At 52.8% G+C, this 16,126-nt stretch carries 10 protein-coding genes and 6 pseudogenes; 8 read left to right on the plus strand and 8 right to left on the minus strand.

Annotation, left to right across the window (positions count from 1 at the left end; genetic code table 11):
- Positions 1-34: 34 nt before the first annotated feature.
- The 3 genes from ABDK09_23280 to ftnA form a co-directional block, all read right to left on the minus strand.
- Positions 35-1,222: an NAD(P)/FAD-dependent oxidoreductase gene (locus ABDK09_23280; protein ID XAW89501.1), complete on the minus strand. Its 1,188-nt coding sequence runs from the start codon at positions 1,220-1,222 to the stop codon at positions 35-37.
- A 103-nt stretch (positions 1,223-1,325) separates the two neighbouring features.
- Complete coding sequence (uspB, locus tag ABDK09_23285; GenBank protein ID XAW89502.1) at positions 1,326-1,649, minus strand: universal stress protein UspB; 324 nt, start codon at positions 1,647-1,649, stop codon at positions 1,326-1,328.
- 77 nt (positions 1,650-1,726) lie between these two features.
- On the minus strand, positions 1,727-2,254 hold the full coding sequence (gene ftnA, locus ABDK09_23290; protein ID XAW89503.1) for a non-heme ferritin: 528 nt from the start codon (positions 2,252-2,254) through the stop codon (positions 1,727-1,729).
- 163 nt (positions 2,255-2,417) lie between these two features.
- On the opposite strand from ftnA, the pseudogene ABDK09_23295 reads away from it, so the two are divergent.
- Positions 2,418-2,844, plus strand: a pseudogene (locus tag ABDK09_23295) (universal stress protein).
- Positions 2,845-2,901: 57 nt separating this feature from the next.
- A pseudogene (locus tag ABDK09_23300) lies at positions 2,902-3,787 on the plus strand (carboxylate/amino acid/amine transporter).
- Positions 3,788-3,896: 109 nt separating this feature from the next.
- Here ABDK09_23300 and ABDK09_23305 read toward each other — a convergent pair.
- Together ABDK09_23305 and ABDK09_23310 are read right to left on the minus strand one after the other, a co-directional pair.
- Entirely contained in the window at positions 3,897-4,325 is a 429-nt protein-coding gene (locus ABDK09_23305; GenBank protein ID XAW89504.1) for a hypothetical protein, read from the minus strand.
- A gap of 173 nt (positions 4,326-4,498) precedes the next feature.
- Positions 4,499-5,281, minus strand: a complete 783-nt coding sequence (locus tag ABDK09_23310; GenBank protein XAW89505.1) for a class I SAM-dependent methyltransferase — start codon at positions 5,279-5,281, stop codon at positions 4,499-4,501.
- Positions 5,282-5,510: 229 nt separating this feature from the next.
- Between ABDK09_23310 and asnC the strand changes: the two genes are divergently transcribed.
- Positions 5,511-5,975 carry a transcriptional regulator AsnC gene (gene asnC, locus ABDK09_23315; protein ID XAW89506.1) on the plus strand — a complete coding sequence of 155 codons (465 nt, stop codon included), beginning with the start codon at positions 5,511-5,513 and terminating at the stop codon, positions 5,973-5,975.
- 154 nt (positions 5,976-6,129) lie between these two features.
- Here asnC and ABDK09_23320 read toward each other — a convergent pair whose 3' ends face one another.
- Together ABDK09_23320 and ABDK09_23325 are read right to left on the minus strand one after the other, a co-directional pair.
- Complete coding sequence (locus ABDK09_23320) at positions 6,130-6,411, minus strand: hypothetical protein (GenBank protein XAW89507.1); 282 nt, start codon at positions 6,409-6,411, stop codon at positions 6,130-6,132.
- Positions 6,412-6,530: 119 nt separating this feature from the next.
- Positions 6,531-7,692 (minus strand): annotated as a pseudogene (locus tag ABDK09_23325) (multidrug effflux MFS transporter).
- A gap of 147 nt (positions 7,693-7,839) precedes the next feature.
- On the opposite strand from ABDK09_23325, the gene ABDK09_23330 reads away from it, so the two are divergent.
- Both ABDK09_23330 and ABDK09_23335 read left to right on the plus strand, forming a co-directional pair.
- Positions 7,840-8,790, plus strand: coding sequence for a LysR family transcriptional regulator (locus tag ABDK09_23330; GenBank protein ID XAW89508.1), 951 nt, complete (start codon positions 7,840-7,842; stop codon positions 8,788-8,790).
- 136 nt (positions 8,791-8,926) lie between these two features.
- Positions 8,927-10,718, plus strand: a pseudogene (locus ABDK09_23335) (aminopeptidase P family protein).
- Positions 10,719-10,774: 56 nt separating this feature from the next.
- On the opposite strand, the gene ABDK09_23340 reads toward ABDK09_23335, so the two are convergent.
- Positions 10,775-11,968, minus strand: coding sequence for an ISL3 family transposase (locus ABDK09_23340; GenBank protein ID XAW89509.1), 1,194 nt, complete (start codon positions 11,966-11,968; stop codon positions 10,775-10,777).
- Between the two features lie 316 nt (positions 11,969-12,284).
- Here ABDK09_23340 and betI point away from each other — a divergent pair, with 316 nt between their 5' ends.
- The 3 genes and pseudogenes from betI (at position 12,285) to betA (ending at position 16,119) form a co-directional block, all read left to right on the plus strand.
- Complete coding sequence (gene betI / locus ABDK09_23345; protein ID XAW89510.1) at positions 12,285-12,887, plus strand: transcriptional regulator BetI; 603 nt, start codon at positions 12,285-12,287, stop codon at positions 12,885-12,887.
- A 23-nt stretch (positions 12,888-12,910) separates the two neighbouring features.
- Positions 12,911-14,372: pseudogene (gene betB, locus ABDK09_23350) on the plus strand (betaine-aldehyde dehydrogenase).
- Positions 14,373-14,381: 9 nt separating this feature from the next.
- Positions 14,382-16,119 (plus strand): annotated as a pseudogene (gene betA, locus ABDK09_23355) (choline dehydrogenase).
- Positions 16,120-16,126 lie beyond the last annotated feature (7 nt).

The following is a 16,126-nucleotide window of genomic DNA, read 5'->3' on the forward strand; positions in this document are numbered from 1 at the left end:
CGTCTTTCTGGCAATGACTCTTGTGTCTAGACAGTTACACCCATTGTCCGGCGACGTGACCGCTCGACCAGGCCCACTGGAAGTTGTAGCCGCCCAGCCAGCCGGTGACATCCATCACTTCGCCGACAAAATAGAGCCCAGGCACGCTGATACACTGCATGGTTTTGGAGGAAATCGCATCGGTATCCACCCCGCCCAGGGTCACTTCTGCGGTGCGGTAACCTTCCGTGCCGTTCGGCACAATACGCCACTGCTCAAGTGTGGTGGTGATCTGTGCCAGTTCTTTGGGGTTAAACTGTTTAAGCGGTTTGTCGCTCAGTAGCTGACGCTCAATCAGCACTTCCACCAGCCGTTTTGGCAACACTCGTGCCAGAGTATTTTTCAGACTCTGGTTCGGATGCTTGTCACGTGAGCGGGTCAGCAGCTCTTCCACATCCACGTCCGGCACCAGATTAATGGTGACAGCCTGCCCCGGCTTCCAGTACGAGGAGATCTGCAGCACTGCCGGTCCCGACAGACCACGGTGGGTAAACAACAGCGCTTCTTTAAATACCTGACCGCATTCAGCGCGGATTTCTGCCGGTACCGCAATGCCCGATAACTCGGCCAGAGCGTCTTTGTCTTCGACATGCAGGGTAAACGGCACCAGGCCGGCTGTAGTGGTGTGGACCGCCAAACCAAACTGCTCAGCCACCTTGTAACCAAACGGAGTCGCCCCCAGTTTCGGCATCGATAAACCACCGGTCGCCACCACCAGTGACTCACACTCAATGTCACCCGCCGAAGTATGCAGGCTAAAGCCGCTCTCCGTCCTGGCAATTTCGAGCGTTTCAACCTGATAACGCTGACTGATGGTCGGCTGATCACATTCGGCCAACAGCATATTGACGATATCTTTGGCTGAATCGAGGCAGAACAGCTGACCGTGATCGCGCTCTTCAAAGTCGATGCCGTACTTGCTCACCATGGCGATAAAATCCCAGTTGGTGTACTGCGACAGCGCCGATTTAACAAAATGCGGATTGCGGCACAGGTAGTTCGCCGCCGAGACATCGTAGTTGGTGAAATTACAGCGCCCGCCACCAGAGATAAGAATTTTGCGTCCCGGTTTTTTGGCGTGATCGATGACCTGCACCCGACGGCCCCGTTTACCGGCTTCGGCCGCACACATCAGCCCGGCAGCACCGGCTCCAATGACCACCACATCGACTTTTTCACTCATAATTTCCACACTCAACTGCAATAAAAAAGGATGTGCAGCGCACATCCTTACTCACTCGGGGCGGTATTCTAACGGCAAAAACCCCGCTTGCCAATTGACCGTTTTACAGCATAAATGACGCGACTGTCGTCACGACCACCAAGGTGGTGGAGAGGATAAACAGCTCACGCACCCGGTCACATTTGCCGGTGAAAACCGGATCATGGTGATGGTGATACTCTTTACTTTTCAGATAGTGGTACAAACGCACCTGTTTGGTCACATTACCATGCGTGGTAAAGAAACCGCCGCCATCCACTTGCTGATAAAGCAACGGATGGGCTTCGCGCATGATATAAATGAGTGAGCGTAACGCGGTGAGGTAACGTAACACGTTGACTCCGGTTACTATCATTAGCGCTAATAGAAGAATATCTCCACTGATCATCTTTTCCTCCCTACACCTCGAGTAAGTATGCCCAGAGAAAAAGACGATCGCTTCAATTGGTCTTTTTGCTGAGATGATTACCCAGCGGGGGCATCCATTACCGAAGATGAGCCTGCTTTTGCCAATGCTGCCAGGTCCTTGTCAATGAAGAACAACGCCTTACCATCTTCACCAACCAGATCCAGCTTATCTACAATCCCTTTAAACAACTTCTCTTCTTCGTGTTGTTCCGCCACGTACCACTGAAGGAAGTTAAACGTTGAGTAATCTTGAGATGTGAACGCCACATGTGCCAGTTTATTGATTTTCTGTGTAATCATTAGCTCATGTTCCAGAGTTTCACGAAATACGTCACCCAGACTCGCGAAATCATGTTTTGGCGCTGCGATCGCACCCAGGATAGGCATTGCACCGGTTTCACTCACGTAAGTGAACAGACGTTGCATGTGCTGCATCTCTTCTACGGCATGGACGCGTAAAAATTCAGCGGCACCATCAAATCCTTTGTCCTCACACCAAGCACTCATTTGTAAGTATAGATTGGATGAAAAAAATTCGAGATTAATTTGATCATTGAGTTGATCAACCATAGCTTGCGATAACATCGGGGGCTCCTAATACGTTATAAATCACTGACCTGACTATAACATGTTCAGTCGCTATTGTGAGGTGACCTACACCAATGGCGAAGGATATTTGATCCGGATGGCAAAAATTTCCGTGACGAGGTGCTAATCTGTAGTGGATTACTGACTAGGAGCGAGCATTATGAGCTATCAACACATTTTAGTTGCTATCGATCTTTCAGAAGACAGCAAACACCTGATCGACAAAGCGGTTGCACTGGCTACGCCTCTCAATGCTGAGATCTCTTTTGTTCATATCGACGTCAATTACGCCGAACTGTACACCGGCCTTATCGATATCAATCTGGCGGAAACCCAGCATCACTCGATGGAAACCTCACAAAAGCAGTTACAGGAAACTGGCTCAGTACGCTAATTTCCCGATCAAACACACCCTGGTCGGCAGCGGTGACCTCAACAACGAACTGTGCGATACCATCAAAGAGTTCCAGATTGACCTGGTTGTCTGCGGCCATCATCAGGATTTCTGGAGCAAACTGCTCTCCTCGACCCGTCAGCTTATTAATTGCTCACCTGTCGACCTGCTGGTAGTGCCACTCAAAGACTGACGCTGATTTAAAACTCAGTTACACTGCAGGCACTTTTTCGATTGAAACGTTTTAATCATGATTTATTTGTCTGCAGTGACCCTTCTTTGGGCCTTTTCGTTCAGCCTGATCGGTGTTTACCTCGCTGGTCAGGTAGACGCTTGGTTTTCGGTCTGGATCCGGATTGCACTGGCCAGTGTCGTCTTTCTACCTTTCCTCAAATTTAAGCAGGTGCCGGGCAAACTGGCGCTGAAACTGATGGCAGCCGGTGGTTTTCAGCTCGGCCTGATGTACTGTTTCTACTACCCGTCGTTCGAGCTGCTCTCGGTACCGGAAGTGCTGCTGTTTACCGTTTTCACGCCGATTTATGTCACCCTGATTTATGATTTGCTCAAAGGGCGCTTTTCACCCTGGTATCTGGTGACGGCTGCGATTGCTGTGGCCGGTGCGGCAGTAATTAAATTTGCCGGTGTGAATGAAAACTTTTTCCTCGGCTTTATGGTGGTTCAGGGCTCTAACATCTGTTTTGCCATCGGCCAGGTGCTGTACAAATATGTGATGGAAAAAGAACAGGTTGAGCTGCCACAACGCACCATTTTTGGTTACTTCTACCTTGGCGCGTTTCGTGGTCGCCAGTGTGGCCTTCCTGCTGCTCGGTAACCCGGAGCGACTGCCGACCACCCATCTGCAGTGGGGCATTCTGCTTTACCTGGGTGTGATTGCTTCCGGTTTCGGTTATTTTGCCTGGAACCGCGGCGCCTGCCTGGTTAATGCCGGCGCGCTGGCAATTATGAATAACGCCCTGGTGCCAGCCGGTCTGCTGGTCAATATTCTGATCTGGAACCGGGATGTCGATTTGCCGCGCCTGTTGATTGGCGGCGCCATCATCCTGCTGTCGCTGTGGGTCAATGAAACCTGGGTCAAACGCCGTGCCGAACTCAGCTACCAGCGCGCCAGCCGTTAAATCGCAGCCCGCCGCGTGCCCATGATTCAACCATGACTCGCGCGACCGGGACAAACAAAAAGGCCCACTGCATCAGCAGCGGGCCTTTTTTTGATGGTGAGACAGACAATTAATGCATCTGCGCACTGAAACCTGCATCGAGCGCCGGAGTGACGTTCAAATCGGACCCCGCCCCCTGTAATACACTGAATTTAGACTGCAACGCCTGCTGCTTTCGCATCAGTTTACGCTGCTTTTTAAGCACCTTCTCCAGCTTTTTATGGTACTTTTTCTGCTTTTTAAGCGTTTTCTTCGCCAGCTTTAACGCCGCCTTATTGGCCGCTTTGGCTGGTTTACTGTCGACATTGACCACCGGCAGCAGTGACGCTGGCTGAGTGTGCTGCTTGGCCAGCGCCTGGGGTTTGCACAACGCCGACTTATCCGCACAGGAACGGGCACAAGAGCGGCACATGTAACCAGGCTGTGCAACCATAGCCTGAATGTCATCCAGTGAGGCGGCAATATCGCGACGATTTAATTTACACAGACGTGTGGCCATAAGGTGGCGCTCCGGTAAGAATAAGAATAATTCTTAGTTAGATATAACGCCGGGCGCGACCAAACGCAAGCTCTGATTGTCAAGAATGTTAATAACTGCGGCGGGTGAATCCATGTCGATAAAGACTGAGGGCCTTAAAAGACGGAGGACAGCAGGCAAATAGGCTCAGCCGATCATTCACCCATCGCCGCCAGGACATACACATCAAAGCGGTTTTTCTTGGTTTCAATCGCCATACTCGGTTTCTGCCCGGCCAGCCAGTCAGCATAATCCGGACGTTTGACCACCACCCGCTTGCTCGCCAATTGCAACGCCGGTGCCAGCAAGCCATCGGCGTCGTGGTCGGCGCCCACCAGCGACTGGAACACACGCATCTCTTTCTTGACCAGAGCCGATTTTTTCTTGTTCTCCGGATGGGGATACATAGGGTCAAGATAGACTACATCCGGACGCTGGAAGCTGGCATCGTCAGCCAGTTTATCCAGCGCGTCATGACTGGAAGCATGCAGCAGACTGACCCGCTCTGAAACCCAGGGACCGATCTCCGCATCCTCTCGGGCACGGGCCAGACCATCATCGAGCAGCGCCGCCACTACCGGATGACGCTCCACCATCTGCACCTTGCAGCCCAGCGAAGCCAGCACAAAAGCATCGCGGCCCAATCCGGCTGTGCCATCCAGCACTGTCGGAGTTGCGCCTTTATTCAGCCCGGCCGCTTTCGCAATCGCCTGCCCTTTACCACCGCCGAATTTACGCCGGTGCGCCACGGCACCACTCACCCAGTCGACGTAAATCGCGCCCAGTTTCGGTTCATCGGTTTTACGCAGCTCAAGACGCTCTTCGGTCAGAACCAGCGCAAACGCACTGCTGGCATCGTGGATTAACTGCCAGCGCTGCGCGATATCCTGCAATTGCAGGGCACGGTGCGGGGCTTCACAAATCAGTTGTAGCTGCAAGGTCTTACTCCAGCAAAGAGAAAGTTAGATTGGGCGCCAGTTTAGCCGATTTTGTCCGGCGCGGCTAAAGGTTTCTGCAGGGCCTGGAAGTGCCGGACAGAGCGCGAAAAAACATCTCAGGTCGCGGCATCGCTTGGCACAATCAGCAATTAATGATATCACTCAGAATAATATCTGCTCTCCTCAGCCAGGGTAATACTCAACCGTTGAACAACCGCCAGGATTTTATATGCAAGTAGCTTCAACCAAACTGGATGAATTGGATCGTGCGATTCTGAAGATTTTGATGGATGACGCACGCACTCCCTACGCGGAGATGGCGAAACAATTTAATGTCAGTCCTGCCACCATCCATGTTCGGATAGAAAAGATGAAAGCCGCCGACATCATTCAGGGCACCGAGGTGGTGGTCAACACCAAAAAGCTCGGTTACGACGTGTGCTGCTTTATTGGTATCAACCTGAACGCTGCGCGCGATTACCACTCGGCGCTGGCCAAGCTCAATGCGCTGGATGAAGTGGTCGAAGCGTATTACACCACCGGGGCGTACAATATTTTCGTCAAACTAATGTGCCGGTCAATTGAAGAGCTGCAGTATGTCCTGATCGATAAACTGCAGGCGATTGACGAAGTGCAGTCAACCGAAACTCTGATTTCGCTGCAGAACCCGATCAACCGCAACGTCAATCCCTGAAACAGCCAAACTCACCACATATACTGGCAGGATGTACGCCAGGCACGACTTACCCGTCGTCATTCCTCTTATCAGCCAGAATGCAAAAAGCCCGGAGCAATGCCCGGGCTTATCATTTCAGCTCTATTGCGGACCAGCAAAGTCCCGAGAGCGATTACTTATTCAGGTAGCTGAGCAACTCGTCGGCGGAGATGCCCTGTTTAGCCAGCTCTTTTGCCAGCAGATCAACCTGTTCATGCTTGCGCGAATCGATCACTTGCTGAAACTGGTAAACCAGATCACGCAGTACCGGCAGCGGAACTTGTTTCGCTGCGCTGCGAATGCGCTCGCTACTTTGATTGCCCAACTCCGCAAGCAATTTACCAAACATGACTTTTTCTGGTGAATCATCAAGCTGTTCCCAGATGCGAGCCATTTCGTAGGTCGTCATAGACATCGTATAGAGATTCCAAAGAGTTATTCTAAAGAACGAAAGAAAACACAATATACACGCGTTGTGTCGTTTAGAAAATAGCCCTTAGGGTGAATTTACCCAAGCTTACACTGCAACTCAGGCTAAGAGTCCAGGGCCCACCGATGCCAGGCGCGCCCGACTTTCGAAAACAGAACCAACAACGCCGGCGCGATCAGCCACATATGTAAACCAATCAGCATCTGCGGTTGCAAGTCTAACCGCTGCAACAGACCGACCACCAGACCCGAACCACTCATTTGGAACAGACCTAACAAAGCGGCCGCTGTACCGGCCTTATCACCAAACGGCGCCAGTGCTTTACCGGCAGCCGCACCCAGCACCCAGGCAAAACCCATTGAAGAGATAAAAATTGGCAGCATGAACGCGAATGGAGTCGCCACCTGAGCCAGCAGCAACATGGTCACCCCGGCCACCAGCAGAGCCACAATACCCATCACCAGCGTAGTATGGGTGCCAAAGCGGTCCATAATGCGCGGCGCCGTCAGACAAGCGGCAATATTGATCACCGCGTTGATACCAAACCAGAAGGTAAACTGGTTCATGTCCAGCCCCAGGTTGGTCATCAGCACCACGGGAGCCGAGGTGACATAGGCCAGAATGACCGCCATCGCTAACAGACACAAGCTGGCATGAAACAGGAAAGACGGTGTTTTAACCACTGACCAGTAGCGGCTGAGTTTAAACACTGCCTGCTTGTCTGTGGTCGGGTTGGTTTCACGCATAGTGACCAGCATCAGCAGTCCGACCACAATCGCAAACGCGGCCATAAAGCTGAAATTGCTACGCCAGCCAAACTGCTGGGTCAGCCAGCTGCCGAGAATCGGCGCCAGAGCAGGAATAAAGCAGATCGCCCCGTTGAGGTAGCTGATCATTTTACCGCTGCGATGCGGGCCAAAAATATCGCGAACTGTTGCAAAGGCTGCTACCGATGTTGCACATGCACCTAAGCCTTGTAGCAGACGGGCCGTCAGCATCCACTCGATGTTTTGAGCACTCCACGCCAATAAAGCGCTCAACGCGTAGATACCTATCCCTCCTAATGCAACAGTTTCGACGACCGAGCTTGTCCGCTAACGGTCCGGCAAACAACTGGCCGATACCCATAGCAAACAGAAACCAGGTGATCGTATCCTGGGCCAGAGCGTGTTCCACGTGAAACGTCTGCGAAATCTGCGGTAAGGCGGGCAGATAAATATCAATGGCCAAAGGGCTGAAAAGAACCAGCAGGGTCAGCAGCACCATTTGTAGTTTGCCGGGACCAGCAGATTGCGTCACGCTCACGTTTACTCCAACTTCAGTGATTAAGATCTCGCAGCGAACTATAAATCAAGCATGATATGAGTAAAAATGGCTTATAATCATCCCTATTATTCCATTTGGGAAAATCAGATGAAGATTGAAAAGCTAGCCCGCATCGATCTCAACCTACTGGTGTGCCTGAAAGTGCTCAGTGAAGAACTCAATGTCACCCGCGCTGCCCATCGGTTATGTCTGAGCCAGTCAGCGGTCAGTAAATCACTGGCTAAACTGCGTGAGCAGTTCAACGACCCACTTTTCGTACGTACTTCACACGGCCTCAAACCGACGCCAAAGGTAGTATTTCTGCAGCCCAAGCTGGATATTCTGGTCAATCAGCTTGAGCTGATCACCCAGCCGGAGCAGTTCTGTCCCAAATCGAGCGAATACCGCTTTCACATTGCCGCGGTGGAAAGCGTCTACTCACTGATCCTGCCCCACTTTTTGCCGGCCATTTTCAACCAGGGACCGAACATCAACATCAGCACTCACACCTGGAGCGAGCAGACCTTTAAAAAACTGCAACTAGGTGAGCTGGATTTAGGCCTGACCGGCAAAGATATCGATATTAATGATGCCCGTCTGACCATGTTGCCGCCGGGCGATATCTGCGAGCAGGAAATTTATCGCGATACCCAGATGTGTGTGGTGCGCCGTGACCATCCGGTCCTGCAGCAACCGTGGAATCTGCAGCAATATCTGGCACTGCGTCATGTCCAGGTGCGCTGTGACGGCAACGATCGCTGGCTGCTCGACTACCGCCTCGCCGATCAGGGACTGGAACGTGACATTGCCATTACTGTGCCGGACTTTAACAGCGCCGCCAGTCTGTGCACCTATACCGACTTTGTCTTCACTGCGCCAAGCCATTTCACCCAGTTGGTGGCACAACAGATGGGCCTGGCCGTACTGCCCCTGCCGCTGGAATTCCCGCCGATGGCGTATACTTTATTCTGGCACCGCGACCGTGATAACGACCCGGCTCTGAGCTGGCTGCGCCAGATCATTTACAGCAAAACGTTGCACCTGCGCCAAAGTCAGTAACCCGGCAGATATTTCATTAAACACGCCGCATGGCGTACATTTGCACAGCCAGAATAAAAGGAGTAGCTTATTTCGCTCCGTCCCGGACGTGTAATCCATGCACCGTAAGTAAGGATATTAATAAGGATAATCACAGATGCCCGATTCTATTTCCCAACGTGTCACCGCCCTGCGTGACTGGCTGACCCAGCAAGGTCTGGACGCTCTGATCGTACCTCACGAAGATGAATACCTCGGCGAATATGTGCCGGCTCACAATGAACGCCTGCACTGGCTGACCGGCTTCACTGGTTCGGCAGGTGCCGCCGTGATCACCCGGGATAAAGCGGCAATTTTCGTTGATGGCCGTTATACCGTTCAGGTACGCAAACAGGTTCCGGCACAATGGTTTGAATACCGTCACCTGATTGAAGAACCATATCTGGCCTGGCTGAAACAGAGCTTGCCGGCAGGCAGTAAAATCGGCTATGACCCGCGCATGCACCGCGCCAGCTGGCTGAAAGCGGCGCAAACCACACTGGGCAGCGAACTGCAGCTGATCGCCACTGACCATAACGCGATTGATCAGTTGTGGCATGACCGTCCGCAGCCTCTGGTTTCCGCCATGCGCCTGATGGGCAATGAACTGGTCGGTGTATCCAGCAGCGAAAAACGTCACACAATCGCCGAAATTCTACGCCAAAAGTCGGTAGATAGCGCTATTTTAACCGAACTTGACTCCATCTGCTGGTTGCTGAATATTCGTGGTCTGGACGTGTCCCGCCTGCCGGTTCTGCTGTCACACGCCATCATCCATGCCGATGCCAGCGTCGATTTCTTCCTCGATCCGGCTCGTCTGGCGCCGGGGTTTGCCGAACATGTCGGTCCGGGTGTTCGTGTCCATTCACCTGCAGATCTGCCTGAGCAGCTCGCAGCCCTGAACGGACGCCGCGTGTTAGTGGATCCGGCCACCAGCAATGCCTGGTTTACCCTCACCCTGCAAAACGCCGGCGCTGAGCTGGTCAGTGATGCCGACCCTTGCCTGCTTCCTAAAGCGGCCAAGAAACGCCACTGAAGTGGCCGGAATGAAAGCGTGCCATGTTCGTGATGGCGCGGCGATGGCTAAATTTCTCGCCTGGCTCGACAGCGAAGTCGCAGCCGGACGTCTGCACAATGAGGCGGTACTGGCTGATAAACTGCAGGCGATGCGCGAACTCGACCCGACCCTGGCTGATTTGAGTTTTGATACCATCTCGGCGGCTGGCAGTAACGCCGCCATGTGTCACTACAATCACATCAACCAGCCACAGCCGGGTCAGCTGAGTATGAACAGCCTCTATCTGGTCGATTCAGGCGGCCAGTACAGTGACGGTACCACAGACATCACCCGCACCATCTCCATCGGCGAAGTCAGTGACGAGATGAAACAGCAGTTTACTCTGGTACTGAAAGGCCACATCGCTCTGGCAACAGCACGATTCCCGCAAGGGACCTGCGGCCACCAGCTGGATGCACTGGCGCGTCAGCACCTGTGGGCACACGGTTACGATTATGATCACGGCACCGGCCACGGTGTCGGCCATTTCCTCAGCGTCCACGAGGGGCCACAACGCATCAGTAAAGTCTATAATCCGGTCGCACTGCGCCCCGGAATGGTGGTGTCGAACGAGCCGGGTTACTACCGCGCAGACGGTTTTGGTATCCGGATAGAAAACCTCGAGCTGGTCAGCGAATTTGCCACTCAGGGTGATTTTTCTGTGCTCGGTTTCCAGTCGCTGACCCGCTGCCCGATCGATGTACGCGCGATTAACATCAACATGCTGACCAAGCCTGAGCTGAAATGGCTCAACCACTATCATCAAACGGTGTGGCAGGAAGTCAGCCCGTTGGTCGACGGAGAGGTGAAAGCCTGGCTGCAACAAGCCACCCGGCCACTGCAGCATCCATAACCCGTCACATCCGACTGTTTGTCCCTGAGCCTTACCGGCTCGGGGATTTTTTTGGTTCATCGCGGCTTTCCGGGGAAAGCCGCTTTTATCTTTAAAAAAAAGTAATCGATATCTCGGTAGCCGTAGCCCATTCGTTTGATTAACTTTATCTTGTTGTTTATCCCTTCGAGCGTACAGGTATTGAGTGGGTAGCTTGCAGAAGCAACGATGCCATGAAGATACGGTTTGAGCTTTCTCGCGAAGTCCATAAGCGGCTTGATCCCGCTTTCTTGAACTTGCTCCCACCATACGTCCCATAAGTCTTCCGCTTCGCTTTCTGACTCGCACCTCCATAACTCTTTTAGCTGAGAGCCAAGTAAATACGTCACCATTAAGTCTTTGTTCATACTCAGTATCTCACTCAGATAGCTCTCCTGTTTACTGTCTAAATTACCTCTGTTTTTGAGGAGAACCCAGCGTGAACGTTTCACCCATTGGCGCGCTTTCTTGTCCTGTTTGAGTTGATTAGCTTGGTCAACTCTGACTCTATCCATCACTTCCCGACCAAATTTTGCGACCACATGGAATAAATCGTACACAATGCGGGCGTTAGGACAATGTCGCTGCACTTCGAGGTCGAAAGCCGTATTCATATCCATTGCAACCGCTTCTATGTTCTGGCCATGCTCACCGAGTAATTCAAAGAAGGGACGGATATCTTTTCGGCTGCGTCCAACGCCTATCCAAAGCACTTGATGCGTCTTAGCATCCGCGATAACAGTGGCATAACGATGTCCCTTGAAGAGAGCAAACTCATCCATGACCAGCTGTCTCAGCTCTGCCCAGTTAACCTCTGGCACCGCATGTTGTAGCCGACGTTTATCTATCGCCTTAATCGTATGCCAATGAACCCCCGTCATCTGGGCGATATGTTTGATAGGAAGAAGAGGCAGCAACTGCTCAATGTAACGTCTTAAGCGGTTAGTCAGGCGAGCAAAAGGTTCAAGCCAAGAAATAGATTCGGTTTTGATACCGCAGTCAGGGCACTTTATACGCCTTGTTTGTAGGGATAGCTCGACGGGTACGCCGAGAATCGTCGCTTCCTTAATCGTGCGCCACTGATAATCATGTATGGCTTGAACATGTTGCCCACATGAACATCGAGCAGTCGTGCTGGGTTGGAGAGTAATCGTGATGAGAGAAGACGTTTGTACAGACTTTACGACATGAAAGCCTTCCCAGAACGAGGATAGGAAAGTATGATTCGGCATGAAAACGGTAGTTTGTGTAAGGTTGTGTTTGGCGATGTAACCTTATCACTTACTACCGTTTTTGTTTTAAGTTCCCGCCAATCCGCGATGAACCATTTTTTTTGCCTGTCACTTTTTGTCACTTGTATACAATTCAAAACTTTCCACCTCGAATGAAAAAAATATTTAACAATTAACTTGTTGTTTTTATTTAAATTAACCATAGAAGCATACTGTATAGGATACTAAATACTCAATAAATTGATTTGAGATCTAATTATTTTTTAGCTAAGTTATATTTAACTAATCGTTCAATTAAAAATGATAAGGAGTGCAGATGCCCAAGGTAGGAATGCCAGACATACGCAAGCCACAGTTGGTTCAGGCCACGATGGCAGTCATAGAGCGAGTGGGTTTACATGCGGCCAGCATCGCGCTGATCAGCCGCGAAGCCGGTGTCTCAACCGGGATCATCAATCACTACTTTGGTGGCAAACATGGCCTGCTGGAAGAAACCATGCGCGCCATTTTGCGAGAACATTCCATTACCGTCACTCAGGCACTGGCCAAACTGCCGAAAAATGCTCATCAGGCGCGTATCAATGCCATCGTCAATGCCAACTTCTTAGGCTTTCAGGCCGAAAGTCAGGTCGTGAAAACCTGGCTCGCATTCTGGACCTATTCGATGCATGACGAACAATTACATCGCTTACAACGTGTCAACGAAAAGCGTCTGCTATCACACCTTAAAATTGAATTGAATTCTCTTCTGCCCCGCCACCGCACTAATCAGGTGGCGCACGGGATCGCTGCTCTGATTGATGGAATCTGGCTGCGCGGCGCACTGAACCCTGCCGGGATCAGTGCCGAGCAAGCCCGACTGTTAATTAACGATTACCTAGACATACAACTGGCGCAACACGCACCTATGACAAGTTAGGTCTTTAACCACAAGGTCTTCACATGGAACAAGCATCACTTTATATAGGCGGCTCGCTGCAACGCGCGTCGTCCGGGGAAACGTTTACCTCATATAACCCGGCAACGGGCGAACCACTGGCTGTTTTGGGTCTTGCCAGCGAGCAGGACGTGCAACAGGCGATCGAATCCGCTCAGGCCGGCTTTGCTGTCTGGTCAGCGATGAGCGCGGTGGAACGCAGCCGGATCCTGCTCAACGCAGTGCGATTGCTGCGCGAGCGCAATGACGAAACTGGCGCAACTGGAAGTACTCGATACCGGTAAGCCGATTCAGGAAGCAGACTGTGTCGACATCGCCACTGGTGCCGACGTGATTGAATATTTTGCTGGTCTGGCACCCGCTCTGCAGGGTGAACAGCAACCACTCAGCGCCAATCAGTTTTTTTACACCCGCAAAGAGCCGCTCGGTATCTGTGCCGGTATCGGCGCCTGGAACTACCCGATTCAAATTGCAATGTGGAAAGCGGCCCCTGCGCTGGCAGCAGGCAACGCGATGATCTTCAAGCCTTCGGAAGAAACACCGCTGACAGCGCTGAAACTGGCAGAGATTTTCAGCGAAGCCGGACTGCCCGACGGCGTATTTAACGTCGTGCAGGGCGATGGTCGTGTCGGCCAGATGCTGACGGCCCACCCGGCAATTGCCAAAGTGTCATTTACCGGCGAAACCGGTACCGGTAAAGCGGTGATGACCGACAGTGCGCGCACACTAAAATCGGTCACCATGGAGTTGGGTGGTAAATCACCGCTGCTGGTGTTCGCAGATGCCAAGCTCGACCAGGCAGTATCAGCGGCCATGGTGGCTAACTTTTATACCCAGGGCGAAGTCTGTACCAACGGAACCCGGGTTTTTGTCCATGAAAGCCTGTACGACGACTTCATTGATCAGCTCAAAGTTCGCACCGAAAAACTGATCATCGGCGATCCGCAAGATCCGCAAACGCAAATCGGCGCATTGATCTCGCGCGATCATATGCACAAAGTTCTGGATGCGATCCAAAGCGCCAAAAGCAGCGGTGCCACCTTGCTGACCGGCGGCTATCAGGTCACCGATAACGGCCTGGCGAACGGTAACTTCGTCGCGCCAACGGTATTTACCGACTGCCACGATGACATGGCGTTCGTCCAGCAGGAAATCTTTGGTCCTGTGATGGCGGTACTCAAATTCAGTGATGAACAGGACGTGATTCGTCGCGCCAATCACACCCATTATGGTCTGGCCGCCGGGGTATTCACCCAGAACCTGTCACGCGCGCACCGCGTGATCCACCAGCTGCAGGCCGGTATTTGCTGGGTCAACACCTGGGGTGACTCTCCGGCACCAATGCCGGTCGGCGGTTACAAACAATCGGGTATCGGGCGTGAAAATGGTATCGAAACCCTGACCCATTACACCCAGACCAAAAGTGTCCTGATTGAACTGGACGACTTTGCTGGTCCGTATGCCTAAGGAGCCGTTATGACTCAGTCATTTGATTACATCATTATCGGCGCCGGTTCTGCAGGCTGTGTACTGGCGGATCGCCTCAGCGCCAGCGGTGAACATTCGGTCCTGCTGCTGGAAGCCGGCGGCGGTGATAAAAGCGTCTTCATCCAGATGCCGACCGCACTCTCATACCCGATGAACAGTGCCAAATACGCCTGGCAGTTTGAATCCCTGCCTGAACCTGGCCTGGACGGACGCGCCCTGCACTGCCCGCGCGGCAAAGTGCTGGGTGGCAGCTCGTCCATCAACGGTATGGTCTATGTGCGCGGTCACGCCTGTGATTTCGACGAATGGCAGCAGCATGGTGCGGCCGGTTGGGGCTACGCCTCCTGCCTGCCTTATTTTAAAAAGGCGGAAACCTGGAGCGGCGGCGGCGATCAATACCGCGGCGCTGACGGCCCGCTGGCCACTTGTAACGGTAATGACATGGAGCTCAACCCGCTCTACCAGGCATTCATTGATGCCGGGCAGCAAGCCGGTTATCCGTACACCAAGGACTATAACGGCTACCAGCAGGAAGGCTTTGGCGCGATGCACATGACGGTCGACAACGGAGTACGAGCCTCGACCTCCAACGCCTATCTGCGCCGGGCCCTTAAGCGTCCCAACCTGACCCTGCTGAAAGGTGTGCTGACCCGTAAGATCCTGCTCGACACCCAATCTGCGAGCGGTAAACGCGCGACCGGGGTTGAGTTTGAGCGTAACGGCCAGGTGCAACGTGCCACCGCACAGCGGGAAGTCATCTCCTGTGCCGGTTCCATCGGTTCGCCGCAACTGCTGCAACTGTCTGGTATCGGTCCGCGTGACGTTCTGGAAAATGCCGGGGTCAGAGTCGAACACGAACTGCCGGGTGTCGGTGAGAACCTGCAGGATCATCTGGAAATCTATTTCCAGTATCGCTGTGAACAGCCGATCACTCTTAACAGCAAACTGGGCCTGGTCAGTAAAGGCATGATTGGCGCGCAATGGCTGCTAACCAAACAAGGGTTGGGTGCCACCAACCACTTTGAATCCTGTGCGTTTATCCGCTCGCGAGCCGGTCTGAAATGGCCAAATCTGCAGTATCATTTTTTACCTGCTGCCATGCGGTATGACGGACGCACCGCGTTTGATGGTCATGGTTTTCAGGTTCATGTCGGACCGAATAAACCGCTCAGTCGCGGCCGGGTGTGGATTCGCTCCGCCGATCCGGCCGACAAACCGGCCATTCTGTTCCGTTACCTGTCCGAGCAGCAAGATATCCAGGACTGGCGCGACTGCATCCGCCTCACGCGTGAAATCCTCGCCCAACCGGCACTGGATCAATACCGCGGGGATGAAATTCAACCGGGTAACGCGGTCAGCAGCGACGCTGAGATTGATGCCTGGATAAAACAGAATGTCGAAAGTGCTTACCACCCGTCGTGCAGCTGCAAAATGGGCGCAGCCGATGATGCGATGGCCGTGCTGGATGAAGAGTGCCGGGTACGCGGCATTGCCGGACTGCGTGTGGTCGACTCCTCGGTGTTTCCCGACCATACCCAACGGTAACCTCAACGCACCAACCATTATGGTCGCGGAACGGGCCGCGGACATGGTGCTGGGTAACACGCCGCTCCCCGCCGAAAAATTACCGGTTTGGATAGCCCCGCACTGGCAGACCCAACAGAGAGAAACAACACCGCAGCGTGCGCTCGACACGCAATCCGGTGTGGAATTGATAACAAAATAAGGACACA

This window comes from Vibrio sp. CDRSL-10 TSBA, assembly GCA_039696685.1.
Classification (GTDB): Bacteria; Pseudomonadota; Gammaproteobacteria; order Enterobacterales; family Vibrionaceae; genus Vibrio.

What these genes read in the sequence shown, in the direction of transcription:
- ABDK09_23330 (XAW89508.1), top strand. Translation starts at nt 7,840, where the DNA reads ATGAAGATTGAAAAGCTAGCCCGCATCGATCTCAACCTACTGGTGTGC.
- ftnA (XAW89503.1), bottom strand. Translation starts at nt 2,254, where the DNA reads ATGTTATCGCAAGCTATGGTTGATCAACTCAATGATCAAATTAATCTC.
- ABDK09_23280 (XAW89501.1), bottom strand. Translation starts at nt 1,222, where the DNA reads ATGAGTGAAAAAGTCGATGTGGTGGTCATTGGAGCCGGTGCTGCCGGG.
- uspB (XAW89502.1), bottom strand. Translation starts at nt 1,649, where the DNA reads ATGATCAGTGGAGATATTCTTCTATTAGCGCTAATGATAGTAACCGGA.
- ABDK09_23305 (XAW89504.1), bottom strand. Translation starts at nt 4,325, where the DNA reads ATGGCCACACGTCTGTGTAAATTAAATCGTCGCGATATTGCCGCCTCA.
- ABDK09_23320 (XAW89507.1), bottom strand. Translation starts at nt 6,411, where the DNA reads ATGTCTATGACGACCTACGAAATGGCTCGCATCTGGGAACAGCTTGAT.
- asnC (XAW89506.1), top strand. Translation starts at nt 5,511, where the DNA reads ATGCAAGTAGCTTCAACCAAACTGGATGAATTGGATCGTGCGATTCTG.
- betI (XAW89510.1), top strand. Translation starts at nt 12,285, where the DNA reads ATGCCCAAGGTAGGAATGCCAGACATACGCAAGCCACAGTTGGTTCAG.
- ABDK09_23340 (XAW89509.1), bottom strand. Translation starts at nt 11,968, where the DNA reads ATGCCGAATCATACTTTCCTATCCTCGTTCTGGGAAGGCTTTCATGTC.